This is a genomic window from Thermoleptolyngbya sichuanensis A183 (genome assembly GCF_013177315.1).
GTDB classification, from domain to species: domain Bacteria; phylum Cyanobacteriota; class Cyanobacteriia; order Elainellales; family Elainellaceae; genus Thermoleptolyngbya; species Thermoleptolyngbya sichuanensis.
The window spans coordinates 3202209-3215288 of the sequence record NZ_CP053661.1; the positions used below are offsets into that span (position 1 = coordinate 3202209).

Consider the following 13080-nt stretch of genomic DNA (forward strand, 5'->3'; position numbering starts at 1 on the left):
ACGAAAAACGAAGAACGAAGTTTGCGCCTCCCTCACTCTGGCGGCGGCAGGGGCGCAACGGGTTCGGTCGATTTTTGCAGGATCAGGTTTAGGTCATAGCGAGTCGTGCGATCGCCCTCAATGGCAGTGGTAATGCCGAGCGATCGCATTCCTGTTAGAAAAATCTCGGCCCCATTCGGCAGATTGGGCAGTGGAAAGGGGGTGTCGCTCGTCAGCAGCCGCTCAATATCGATAAAAAATTGCCCGTTTTGATTGTTCAGAGAGGTCGTGGTGGCGGCCAAAAAGTCTGGATCGGTAGACAGGGGCGTTTCGGACTGGGGCAGCAGGCTGGGAAGCGTGCCCGTACCCAGAGTCAAAAAGGCGGTGTTGTTATTCAGCCAGCCGTGGGTTGCGTTGATCGAGCCAAAGGGCGATGCCCAGCCCACCACGGGTTGCCCACCCACCTCTGCTCGGGTAACGCGAAACCGATAGCGACTGCCCATCACCTCGTCTAATTTGGCAAGGGAGGCCTCTGCTGCGGGGCGATCGCTCGTTTCCGCCACCCAGGCCAGCGACAGACGACGTTCGCCCGTCGCATCGGGCTGCGGCAACAGCGCCAGAGCAAATTCACCATTCATCCAGTCCACCAGATCCGTTTCCAGGTTCAGCCCAGTGGTGCTGAGCAGCCCTTCGCGCAGCATGTTGGGGTTCAGCGGATTGCGGGGATTGACTACGCTGCCCTGCTGGCTATAGCCCTGCCAAAACTGCTGGAAGCTGCTGCCCGAAACCACCATCAGCGCATCGTCTGGCAATCGCTTCGGCAAATCTCCGGCATTGTTGATCACCCGATAGCGATTCTGACTGTCGGCGGGTAGCCAGTTAAAACCCCGCAGTTGCACCCCCGTTTCGGTAAGACGGGCACTGGCGACTAGACCCTGATTGTTTTGTAGGGGCGTTAGGCCCAACAGCGGCGCTGGCTGGATAGAATTCGCAGCGGCGATCGCCTTTGCCTGGGGCCCGTTGACATACAGCCGCGCAAAGGGTTCAGGCACAGCCGTTTGCGCCAGGGCCAGGGAATAATTCGGCAACTGGGTCAGCGCCTCGCCGCCCTGATAGGTATCGATCGCCCGTTCAATTGCTGAAGCCGTGTCCGACAACAGCACTAGGCGATCCTCCAGCACCGCCGCGCTGAGGGTCTGTCCTTCGGTTCCCGCGAGGGTGCGGAGGGCAATGCCCTTGTGGCTGCGAGCAGGGGCAGATGCGCCCGCCCCCAGTCGCGACAGGCTTTGCTGTGCCTTTTCGACATCTTCGATCGGCAAGATCCAGAGGGCAGGCGGTTTTTCGGTTTCCGCAGCCGGAGCCAGCAGCACCAGCGTCACCTCGTCGCCTACCCAGGGCTGAATGTCCTGAGCATAGCGATAGCCCTTGGACGTGAGCAGGCGATCGCGCCAGTTCACCAGCGCTTGATCGAGTCGGGCACGGGTCTGGGGCGTGCCAAATTCACGCAGTTGTCGCCACTGGGCCGGGCGGGTAGAAATCGACAGCGCCAGCAGCGCATCGCGGGGAGCGGCTTCCAGCCCAGCGGGTACATCGGAGACTGCGCCCGGTTTGGGCTGGCGAGAGAGCCAGTAGCCCAGCCCGCCGCCTGCAATTAGGGCGATCGCCGCCCCAGCCACCAGCCACGCCCCCGCACCGTTTCCCTTGGGCTTTTTTTGATTCATGTCTTTCTTTCCTTTCATGCCGATGCTGCCATCAGGATAGCGAGGAAGCGGGGCAATGCAGACGGCTTTCGCTCCAATCGCTTTGCTGTAGCATGGGGTTGCACGCATCGCAAAGGAGCAGGTCAACTCGTGGCGTTTGCAATCGGTCTGTTGGCATTTTTCATCACGCTGGCGCTAGTGCAAGCGGTGGTCTACTTCCCGATTGTATTGGTCAACCATTTGTTCCATTGGCCCGCGTGGCTGGCGATCGCCCTCGGCGCGATGCTCTTTTCCTGGCTGCTGGGAGAACCGTGGGACGAGCCGTTTTAGAGCGAATGATTGACTCAGACGCAGAGAACTGAATCATGGTAGGTAAACCTCCACCATCAGCATTGCATATCGGGAGAAATCAAAGATTTTGGAAGTTAGGGCGATCGTCCCCAGTCACACAAAACTCGGAGTTCTGAGCCATCCTTCAGGCAAGAGCCTTATTTTGGCTTTAGAACTCCGAGTTTTAGCCCAGCGATCGCGCCCAGTCACACAAAACTCGGAGTTCTGAGCCATCCTTCAGGCAAGAGCCTTATTTTGGCTTTAGAACTCCGAGTTTTAGCCCAGCGATCGCGCCCAGTCACACAAAACTCGGAGTTCTGAGCCAGTCTTCAGGCAGAGCCTTCATTTTGACTTTAGAACTCCGAGTTTTAACAAGCGCCTAACGCCAATTAAGCCTCACTCTCTTGCTCAACCGCTTCCGCCTTCCGCTTCCGCAGTGCCATTGCACCCATGCCAACCAAACCAGGCAACAGAGCCGGAGTCGGAATGGAGTCAGGGTTCACAACCGTCCCATTCCTTGCCTGAAAGACATAACGTCCGTCTACAGTTGAGTTCAAGCGATTAGCAATTAGACTGTTTGAACCACCATCTAAGAATGCTCCGTTAATAGCTGATCCGGGAAGCTCAAACGCCGTGTTAACTCCGTTAGAATAGCCCACCCGCTGACTGCCTGACACATCTCTGGAAACCCCTGATTTCTCGTAGGGGACGCTGGCCCAAAAGCTCCTCTGACCAAGCCCTCCGGCTCCAACTCAGGAGCTATGGGCTTCGATCCCAAGACAACGAATTTTCTGGGCTTTCGGGACTTGTGTCAGGCAACCAGGCCCACCCGTGCAGAAAACCCGCCTAAACCATTATCGCCGCTGCTGGCATCACCTGTTTCCCACTGGATTTGGTCGTAGTTAAATTCAATGTCAAAGTTACCTGCACCCGTGTCAGAACGATCAATTAGCACAAGCTGGAATGTGTTTAGTTTGTCAGTCTGATTGCTGAAATACCCTACTCCGGGCCAATTAACACCGAATGCTGTACGTCCATCTACGGTGCCAGTACCAAAGGATACGATACCGGAACCAGATCCACGGGTGTCTACATCTGCAAAGAACGGCGCAATGATTGGGGTGCTGGTGGACAGAAGGTTAAATGGAGTGAAAGTACCCAACGCGGCATTAAACGTTACGTTTCCGTTGTTGTTAACGAACAAGTCAGAGTAGGTACTTCCGAAGAAGTCAATTGAAAACCCAATACCTACTGCTCCTGTGGAACCATCATCGTTTGCAAGAAGCGTGTTGGCATTAAATACCCCTATACGCACAGCTGCAGCACTAGCCGATTCAGTAAGGGATATTGTTGTTGCCAAAAGAGCCATTAAACCGAGACTAGCACTGATCAATCTTGCTACTGACTTGGATTGACGCGAAGAAAAAGTAGCTATCATTTGTACTCCTAATAAGTCAAGATAAGTCAAGGTGAATGGTAGGAGTCCCTGAGAGCTATAGCAATTTCTAGCCTAGTGAGGCGTATTTTGATTAATCTATTCAGTGAATTTACTTTACCCTTAACTCAAATGCGACCCTACTCACTAGATCTTAGACAAAAAATTATTGATGTCTACATTGAAGGGAATACGTCGCAACGTCAAATCGCTCAACAATTTCGAGTTGCTTACAGTTTCGTGCGAAAGCTGATCAAACAATATCGGGAAACAGGTGAGATTGCCCCCAAACGCCGCACTGAGCAAACGCCAACCAAATTAAGTAATGAGCAACTAGAGATCCTAAAAACGATTGCTGAATCAAATCATGACGCGACATTGGCAGAGTTGTGTGACTTGCTGGAACAAAGGGTCGGTTGCAAAGAACGGCGCAATGATTGGGGTGCTGGTGGACAGAAGGTTAAATGGAGTGAAAGTACCCAACGCGGCATTAAACGTTACGTTTCCGTTGTTGTTAACGAACAAGTCAGAGTAGGTACTTCCGAAGAAGTCAATTGAAAACCCAATACCTACTGCTCCTGTGGAACCATCATCGTTTGCAAGAAGCGTGTTGGCATTAAATACCCCTATACGCACAGCTGCAGCACTAGCCGATTCAGTAAGGGATATTGTTGTTGCCAAAAGAGCCATTAAACCGAGACTAGCACTGATCAATCTTGCTACTGACTTGGATTGACGCGAAGAAAAAGTAGCTATCATTTGTACTCCTAATAAGTCAAGATAAGTCAAGGTGAATGGTAGGAGTCCCTGAGAGCTATAGCAATTTCTAGCCTAGTGAGGCGTATTTTGATTAATCTATTCAGTGAATTTACTTTACCCTTAACTCAAATGCGACCCTACTCACTAGATCTTAGACAAAAAATTATTGATGTCTACATTGAAGGGAATACGTCGCAACGTCAAATCGCTCAACAATTTCGAGTTGCTTACAGTTTCGTGCGAAAGCTGATCAAACAATATCGGGAAACAGGTGAGATTGCCCCCAAACGCCGCACTGAGCAAACGCCAACCAAATTAAGTAATGAGCAACTAGAGATCCTAAAAACGATTGCTGAATCAAATCATGACGCGACATTGGCAGAGTTGTGTGACTTGCTGGAACAAAGGGTCGGTGTTCGGATTGGCGTTTCGACGATGTTTCGTATGTTAGAGAAACTGAACTTAACCCTTAAAAAAAACGCTGTATCCCGACAAAAAGGAAACTGAACGGGTGCAAATCGAACGAGTCAAATTTTGGCAACTGGTTCGAGGATTCCTGGCTCAAGACTTAATCTTTATTGACGAATCAGGAGTGAACCTGGCTTTGACTCGACTCCGGGCACGTGCCCCGAAAGGAAAACGAGCCCATGGCAAGCGTCCCAGCAAACGAGGGAAACGGGTCTCGATTCTTGGTGCAATTAGCCTTAAAAAGGTAATTACCTATTCCAATCTCATCGGTTCAGTCGATGGACTTACCTTTGAAGCCTTCATTTCCCAGAGACTCGTTCCTAAGTTGTGGAAAGGGGCATGTGTCATCATGGATAACTGCTCGATTCATCTTGGTGAAGAAGTTAGGAGGTTGATTGAGGATGCAGGTGCTAAACTGATGTTTCTACCGCCGTACTCGCCGGACTTTTCACCCATCGAGAATTGCTTTTCAAAGATTAAGAGTATTCTGCGCTCCCTTGGGGCACGGAGCTATCTTGATCTAGACAAAGCCATTGAGGAGTCCTTCTCCCAAGTGTCATTGAATGACCTACAGAATTGGTTCTCCCATTGCTGTTACTATGCCTCGCCAGAATGAAAAACGCTATAATTTATGAAGCAAATCTTAAGAAGCCTGAAACTCTTGGCATGTGTGGCTTTGAGGTCATGCTTGCCCAGGAAAAGCGGTTTCTCGGAAATCCTTGATTAACAAGGCTTTCAGGCTCCTTTACAAATTAGCTCTGAAGCGTGACCAGCAGAAGCTAGACCAATTTGGCTTTTAAAGTTTTGATTTTAGTGGGTAGAAGCTTGATTCTGAGTGCTTGTGGGCATAACGCCATGCGAATCCCATTGATTCGATCGAGATGGCGTAGACTTCACAGCACTGGAAATGGATGACGTGGAAGATGCTTGCCCAAAAGGTCTTTTGGTTCCGGTCAACACTGTTCACAGTTTTACTCCCCCCCCGAAATAATCTAGTGTTTCCGTAGTTCTTCAGGGAAACCTTAATAAAGGCTGCGAGTTTCTACGTAGTAAGTTCATAAAGCAGGTGTTGGGTGCTTTCTGTATCGTAAAAAGCATGGATGATGGGAACGGGGCGATCGCGCTTCTACCCATGACGAACTTAGTGCGATCGCCATCGCCAAATCGTCACCATTCTCGATACTCAAGTATAATTAATCCAAAATTCCATCAATAACTTCCAGCGGTAAATTCTATGGTGGCAGACTCTCTGAAATGGACAACCAGAGACCTTGAAGTCATGCCCGATGATGGGGGCTGGAAGCGCTATGAGATTGTGGATGGAGAGCTTTACGTGACCCACGCCCCTCATATTCGCCATCAAGGTGCTGCCAATCGGATTAGCACACGGCTCGAAGTTTGGTCAGACGAAACAGGGTTAGGTCATGCCTACCAAACGCCCGGTCTGGTGTTTACGCCGACGGATGCGGTGATTCCTGATGTGGTGTGGGCGAGTCATCAGCGGTTGGAAACTGGAATCGATCAGGCAGGACATTTCATCATCGCCCCAGAGCTGGTCGTGGAAATTCTTTCAGAGGGGGCGCAGAATCAGCAACGAGACAAAGAATTCAAACTTAAGCTCTATTCGCTATACGGAGTGCAGGAATATTGGATTGTGGATTGGCAGGCTCAGGCGATCGCAGTGTATCGCCACAGTGAAGGAATGCTGCGTCTGGTTGGGACGTTCTCGCCGCAGGATGAACTCACTTCGCCGCTGCTACCGGGGTTTTCGCTGCGGGTTCAGGCGGTTTTTCAATAGCCTTAGCTCTCACGCAAGACAGTTAGCCACCTTAACCGGGCTGAGACTGCCGCTGACGAATCGCGTCGAGAGTGCCTGCCGGAATTGCGTCGATGAGTTGGCGGGTATAGGGCTGCTGGGGCTGGCGATAGATCTGCTCTGCCGGGCCGATTTCCTCAATGCGCCCGCGATTCATCACCATAATGCGATCGCTCATAAATTTCACCACGCTGAGGTCATGGGAAATAAAAATGTAGGTCAGCTTAAATTCGTCCTGCAATTCCTTCAGCAAATTCAGCACCTGCGCCTGCACCGACACGTCCAGCGCCGAAACCGACTCATCGCACACAATAAAGCGCGGGTTTAGCGCCAAAGCGCGAGCAATGCAGATGCGCTGCCGCTGCCCACCGGAAAACTCGTGGGGATAGCGGTTGCTCCAGCGCGGGTCTAGCCCAACGCGCTCTAGCAGGTAAGCGACACGCTCCTGGCGGCTGCGGGCGTTGCCGATGTTGTGAATCTTCAGCGGCTCCAGCACGGCCGCACCAATGCTGATGCGCGGGTCGAGGGCGCTGAAGGGGTCCTGGAAAATAATCTGCATGTCGCGGCGAAGCTGCCGGAGCTGGCGCTGATCCAGATGCGTCACGTCTTGCCCGTCAAAGACAATCCGCCCACCCATCGTGGGAATCAGCCGCAGCAGCGCCCGCGACAGGGTAGATTTGCCGCAGCCCGACTCGCCCACCAGCCCCAGCGTTTCACCCGGATACACCTGAAAGGTCACGCCGTTGACCGCCAGCAGATAGCGCTGGGTTCTGCCAAACAGGCCGCGCACCGGAAAGCCGACTTCCAGATTTTCCACAGACACTAAGGGCGATCGCCCCTGCAAGGTAGCCAGCCGCTCCTGGCTCTCGGCATCGGTAATCTCGTCGCTCAACTGGCGCTGGCGTTCCCGATCCATCGGCTTTTCGGTAATGGCGATCGCCCCGTCGGGCCCGGTCTCCACCTCCATAAAATCTGCCACCGTCGGCAAAAACCGCAGGCGACGATCCGGCTGGGGACGACACGCCAGCAGCCCCCGCGTATAGGGATGCTGGGGGTTAGAAAAAATGTCCATCACCGGGCCCATCTCCATCACCCGCCCGCGATACATCACCGCCACCCAGTCGGCAATTTCAGCAATAATACCTAGGTCGTGGGTAATGAAAATAATGGACATATTGCGGCGATCGCGCAGTTCTCGCAGCAAGCCCAGAATCGTCGCCTGCACCGTCACATCCAGCGCCGTCGTCGGCTCGTCGGCAATCAGCAGCACCGGATTGCAGGAAATCGCCATCGCAATCATCACCCGCTGGATTTGCCCGCCGGAGAGTTCATGCGGATAGCGGTCGAGCATCGCCTGCTTCTGACGGATCACCTCTTGCTGAATCTGGCGATCGCTCAGTTCCCGCTCCGTTATGCCCCCCCGTCCCACCGTGGGCACTCGCTTTTGCCAATCCTCCACCACGCGCCGCTCCAGTTCCGCATCGCTGGGCAACAGCCGCACCTCTTGCAGCAGCCCCATTGCCCGCCGCCGCGCCTCAGCTTCGGAAATATCCGTGTGCTGCCGAATCGCCTCCACGAGTTGAAACCCACACGTATAAACCGGGTTCAGCGAACTCATCGGCTCCTGAAAAATCATCGAAATCTTGCCGCCCCGCAGCCGTCGCCGCTGTTCCTCGCTCAGCGCCAGCAGGTTCACGGGTTCTGCCTCCGGCGACTCGCGAAACCAGATTTCGCCCGCCGTTACCCGCCCCGCCGGCCGCGGCAGCAGCCCCATCACCGCCAGCGACGTGACCGACTTCCCCGACCCCGATTCGCCCACAATGCCCAGCGTCTGTCCCGGCTTCACCTGCACCGAAATGTTGTCAACCGCGGTATTCAGCCGATCTTCGGTTTTGAACTGCACCTGCAAGTTGCGAACCTCAAGCACTGGCGCGAAATCAACGACATTTGGCATAGCGAACGATCCATAGGATCAGTGAGTTTGCAAAGATATCTGTAATTCTAGTGATTCTAGCAGCGTCGGCGAGAAATCCCCCACGCCTCCGTCCACACCTGCGATCGCGCCTTTGTTATGGATAGAAAGTTTGAGGTTAGACACCCCACTGCTCCAAAGGGTCTAGCAGTATTTTTTGTTTTTCAGAAAATTAAACATCGTTTGAGACTTGAGCCGTAATTTGCTACGGTTTATTACAGATAAATAAGCAAATGTTGGATTTTGTTTACAAAGCTCTTTGACGTTTTGGTTTCTTGACCCTAAATGACCTTTTACGGATTGCTCAGAGTGTTGGCCACGATTTCCCAGAGTGTTTGTACTTGAGAACTGGGCCAGGTTGGCAGTAGTGATTTAATGCTCACCGTTTGTTGACCTAGGCAGGGGCGATCGCCCATCTGCACCCCGCAGCCACACTCCGCATTAGCGTGCATCCACCAATTCTGTCAGGATTGTTCCATCAGGATAGTTCCATCAGGATAGATAGATGAACTGGACAAAGCGACCTGTATAGTAAGGTCAAGTTGAGTTTTGCTACGTCCGCCCCTTAGTCTAGATTGCTCTTGCAGGCAGGTAGTTTCATGTCATCGACCGTTGCACCCGACCAGGTTAATCGCATTGTCTGGAACCAGCACCACGACCCCTTCGAGGTACTTGGCCCCCACCAGATCACACAAGACGACAAAACGGTTTGGGTTGTTCGCGCCTATCTGCCAAATGCCGACGCAGCCTGGGTGGTTTGCCCCGAAGAGCGCACCGAGTACCCGATGGAAATCACTCACCATCCCCACTTTTTTGAGTGCCTCCTAGATCGTGCAGAACTCTCCAACTATCAACTCCGCATCAAAGAGGGCGACCACGAGCGGGTCACCTACGATCCCTACGCTTTTCGCTCGCCGCTGCTGACCGACTTCGACATCCACCTCTTTGCCGAGGGAAACCATCACCGAATCTACGAAAAACTTGGCGCACATCTCACCGAAGTCGATGGAGTCAAGGGGGTATACTTCGCCGTCTGGGCCCCCAATGCCCGAAACGTTTCCGTACTGGGTGACTTCAACTGGTGGGATGGCCGCAAACACCAGATGCGTCGCATAGGCAACGGCATCTGGGAGCTATTCATCCCAGGACTAGGCGTGGGCACGCACTACAAATACGAAATCAAAAACCAGGAAGGGCATATTTACGAAAAATCCGATCCCTACGGGTTCTTCCAAGAGGTGCGCCCCAAAACTGCCTCTATCGTGGCAGACCTGGAAACCTATGAATGGCAGGATCAAGATTGGATCGAAAAGCGTCGCCAGACCGATCCGCTAACCCAGCCCATCTCTGTCTACGAAGTCCACCTCGGTTCCTGGCTCCACGCCTCCTCTGCCGAACCCTACATCCGCCCTGATGGAACCGAGGAGCCGCCTGTCATTGTCGCCGACCTCAAACCGGGCGCACGCTTTCTGACCTATCGTGAACTTGCTGACAAGCTCATTCCCTACGTCAAGGAATTGGGCTTCACCCATATCGAACTACTGCCGATAGCCGAACATCCCTTTGATGGCTCCTGGGGATACCAGGTCACAGGCTATTACGCTGCGACCTCGCGCTACGGCTCTCCCCAAGACCTGATGTATTTCATCGATCAGTGCCATCAAAATGGCATCGGCGTTCTGGTAGATTGGGTTCCGGGTCATTTTCCCAAAGACGGTCATGGGCTGGCACTATTCGACGGCACACACCTCTATGAACACGCTGACCCGCGTAAGGGCGAACACAAAGAGTGGGGCACGCTGGTCTTCAACTACTCTCGAAACGAGGTTCGCAACTTTCTCGTTGCCAATGCCCTGTTCTGGTTCGACAAGTATCATATCGACGGCATCCGGGTTGATGCGGTCGCCTCCATGCTTTATCTGGACTATCAGCGCAAGCCTGGAGAATGGGTGACTAATCAGTATGGTGGTCGAGAAAACGTGGAAGCGGCAGACTTCTTGCGCCAGATGAACCACGTTATTTTCAGCTACTTCCCTGGCATCCTCAGCATTGCAGAGGAATCGACGACCTGGCCGATGGTGTCCTGGCCGACCTACGTTGGCGGGCTTGGGTTTAACCTGAAGTGGAACATGGGCTGGATGCACGACATGTTGGACTATTTCCACATGGACCCGTGGTTCCGCCAGTTCCACCAAAACAACATTACCTTCAGCATCATGTACGCCTTCAGCGAAAACTTTATGCTGGCGTTTTCTCATGATGAGGTGGTGCATGGAAAGAGCGCCATGATCGGCAAGATGCCAGGAGATGAATGGCAAAAATATGCCAACCTGCGATGCTTGTATACCTACATGTACACGCATCCGGGCAAGAAGACGCTGTTCATGAGCAACGAGTTTGGCCAGTGGAGTGAGTGGAACGTGTGGGGCGACCTGGAGTGGCATCTGCTGCAATACGAACCGCACCAAAAGCTGAAGCATTTCGTAAGCAAGCTCAACGAGTTCTATAGAAGTGAGCCAGCGCTCTACACGCAAGACTTTTCCTACGACGGTTTTGAGTGGATTGATTGCAACGACAATCGCCACAGCGTTGTATCTTTCATTCGCCAGAGCAAAGATCCTCAGGAATATGTGATTACGGTCTGCAACTTTACGCCCCAGCCTCACGCGCACTATCGTGTCGGCGTGCCGGAACCTGGATTCTATCGTGAGTTGTTTAATAGCGATTCGCGGGAATATGGCGGCAGCAACATGGGCAACCTGGGCGGAAAGTGGGCTGATGAGTGGTCGTTCCACGGCCGTCCTTACTCGATCGATCTTTGCCTGCCGCCGTTGGGGGTGCTAGTGCTGAAGGTCGATCGCAGCAAGACTCGCGAGATTGCGGGTTCGGAGCCTCCGGAGGAATCACTTTAGCGAATCTCCTGAGCCGGTTTTTGTGTCATTTACAGGTAGAGATTGATGGCGATCGCCCCCCACCGGGCTTTGCGTCCTGACAGGGTGCCGACAGGGTTCGTGTCCATTGTCGGCGCGGGCCCAGGGCTGCCAGATTACCTGACCTTGCAGGGGCGATCACGCTTGGAGCGGGCTGAAGCGGTTGTCTACGATGCGCTTGTTTCTCAAGAGTTGCTCGACCTTGCGCCACCAATCTGCCAGCGCATTCACGTTGGAAAGCGCGGGGGGCAGCCCAGCCTCAAGCAATCAGAAATCGATCGCCTTTTGGTTGACCTGTGTCAGCAAGGGCTGCAAGTTGTTCGGCTCAAAAGCGGCGACCCGTTCATCTTTGGGCGGACTGCGTCTGAAATTCAGGCCTTGAACGCAGCAGGCTGTCACTTTGAAGTCATCCCTGGTATTTCCTCAGCCCTGGCAGGGCCCCTGTTGGCAAGTATCCCTCTCACAGACCCGGTGCTAAGCCGCAGTTTTGCTGTGGTGAGTGCCCATGAGCCAGATGCGCTCAATTGGCAAGCGCTGGCGGGGATCGATACGCTGGTCGTGCTGATGGGAACCCAGCAGCTTGCGGTCGTTGTGGAGCGGTTAATTGCCAACGGGCGATCGCCCCACACCCCCATCGCCATTATTCGCTGGGCCGGGCATCCTCAGCAGCAAGTGTGGACAAGCACTCTGGAAGCGGTCGTACGACAAACCGCCCACGAAGCGTTGTCACCCGCCGTCATTACAATTGGTGAAGTTGTTGCCCTCCGCCCCTATCTTGATCCCCCGTCCTCAGCCCAAAATGGAGTTAGCTCAGTTCCCTCGTCACCTGCAATCGCGCCCGTGTCCAACTCCACCTTGCAGATAAATTCTCCAGCAGATCAGCCCATGCCGCTGCCCCTCTCCGGCAAAACAGTGGTAGTAACCCGCGCCGCAGGGCAATCTAGCTCCTTTACACAACTCCTGCAAGCCCAGGGCGCAACTGTGTTGGAAATGCCGACTCTGGAGATAGGCCCGCCCTCAAGCTGGGATGCCCTCGATGGGGCGATCGCCCATCTGCCCAAGTTCCACTGGCTGATCTTGACCTCAACAAACGGGGTTGATGCCTTCTTTCAGCGCCTGTTTGCCCAAAATCAGGACTCCCGCTCCCTAAACGGAATCAAAATCGCTGTGGTCGGACAAAAAACAGCCGCCCAGCTCCAGCACTATGGCATTCAGCCCGACTTTATCCCGCCTGACTTTGTGGCTGATGCCCTAGTCGAGCATTTTCCCGAACCTCTGCAAGGGTTAAACATTCTCTTCCCAAGAGTCGAAACGGGCGGTCGAGACGTTCTCGTTCAGGCTTTTACCCACAGCGGCGCAGCAGTCGTCGAAGTCCCTGCTTACGAATCAAGCTGCGCGAAAGCCATCGCGGCAGAAGTACAACACGCCTTTCAAAACCAAAACGTCGATATCATTACGTTTGCAAGCTCGAAAACAGTACACTGCTTCAAGCAACTTTTCACCGCTTTTTGTCAAACTCTGGACACTAATCCCAGCTTACTGTCAAGCTCCATCTGCTTGGCATCGATCGGTCCCCAAACCTCACAAGCCTGCCAAGCCGCATTTGGACGAGTGGACATAGAGGCAGAAGAGTATACTTTGGAGGGATTGACGCAAGCATTAGTCAAATGGGCAAAGAGTTCCTAAACAAG

Annotated in this window: 10 protein-coding genes; 6 read left to right on the top strand and 4 right to left on the bottom strand. The window is 53.4% G+C overall.

Going from position 1 to position 13080, the window contains the following annotated elements:
• Positions 1–32 precede the first annotated feature (32 nt).
• Positions 33–1808, bottom strand: coding sequence for a DUF3352 domain-containing protein (locus tag HPC62_RS13375; protein WP_172356436.1), 1776 nt, complete (start codon positions 1806–1808; stop codon positions 33–35).
• Positions 1809–1829: 21 nt separating this feature from the next.
• On the opposite strand from HPC62_RS13375, the gene HPC62_RS13380 reads away from it, so the two are divergent.
• On the top strand, positions 1830–2009 hold the full coding sequence (locus tag HPC62_RS13380) for a hypothetical protein (RefSeq protein ID WP_172356438.1): 180 nt from the start codon (positions 1830–1832) through the stop codon (positions 2007–2009).
• A 389-nt stretch (positions 2010–2398) separates the two neighbouring features.
• Here the strand turns inward: HPC62_RS13380 and HPC62_RS24185 are convergent, their stop codons facing one another.
• Positions 2399–2686: a PTPA-CTERM sorting domain-containing protein gene (locus HPC62_RS24185; protein ID WP_172356440.1), complete on the bottom strand. Its 288-nt coding sequence runs from the start codon at positions 2684–2686 to the stop codon at positions 2399–2401.
• A gap of 134 nt (positions 2687–2820) precedes the next feature.
• Positions 2821–3477 carry a nidogen-like domain-containing protein gene (locus HPC62_RS13390; RefSeq protein WP_216655255.1) on the bottom strand — a complete coding sequence of 219 codons (657 nt, stop codon included), beginning with the start codon at positions 3475–3477 and terminating at the stop codon, positions 2821–2823.
• A gap of 99 nt (positions 3478–3576) precedes the next feature.
• On the opposite strand from HPC62_RS13390, the gene HPC62_RS13395 reads away from it, so the two are divergent.
• The 3 genes from HPC62_RS13395 to HPC62_RS13405 all read left to right on the top strand — a co-directional run bounded on the left by HPC62_RS13395 (position 3577) and on the right by HPC62_RS13405 (position 6469).
• Positions 3577–4002 (top strand): helix-turn-helix domain-containing protein, encoded by a 426-nt coding sequence (locus HPC62_RS13395; protein WP_216655256.1) that lies wholly within the window; start codon positions 3577–3579, stop codon positions 4000–4002.
• 330 nt (positions 4003–4332) lie between these two features.
• Positions 4333–5287 (top strand): IS630 family transposase gene (locus HPC62_RS13400; RefSeq protein WP_205370770.1). Its coding sequence is split into 2 segments (ribosomal slippage): positions 4333–4676 and positions 4675–5287, totalling 957 coding nucleotides; the frame shifts between segments, so codons are not numbered across the junction.
• Positions 5288–5905: 618 nt separating this feature from the next.
• Entirely contained in the window at positions 5906–6469 is a 564-nt protein-coding gene (locus HPC62_RS13405) for a Uma2 family endonuclease (RefSeq protein WP_172356442.1), read from the top strand.
• A 31-nt stretch (positions 6470–6500) separates the two neighbouring features.
• Here HPC62_RS13405 and HPC62_RS24050 read toward each other — a convergent pair whose 3' ends face one another.
• Positions 6501–8441 (bottom strand): ABC transporter ATP-binding protein, encoded by a 1941-nt coding sequence (locus HPC62_RS24050; protein WP_172356444.1) that lies wholly within the window; start codon positions 8439–8441, stop codon positions 6501–6503.
• Positions 8442–9058: 617 nt separating this feature from the next.
• Between HPC62_RS24050 and glgB the strand changes: the two genes are divergently transcribed.
• Both glgB and cobA read left to right on the top strand, forming a co-directional pair.
• Positions 9059–11371: a 1,4-alpha-glucan branching enzyme gene (glgB, locus tag HPC62_RS13420; protein ID WP_172356446.1), complete on the top strand. Its 2313-nt coding sequence runs from the start codon at positions 9059–9061 to the stop codon at positions 11369–11371.
• Between the two features lie 45 nt (positions 11372–11416).
• Positions 11417–13075 (top strand): uroporphyrinogen-III C-methyltransferase, encoded by a 1659-nt coding sequence (cobA, locus tag HPC62_RS13425; RefSeq protein WP_172356448.1) that lies wholly within the window; start codon positions 11417–11419, stop codon positions 13073–13075.
• Positions 13076–13080: the final 5 nt, after the last annotated feature.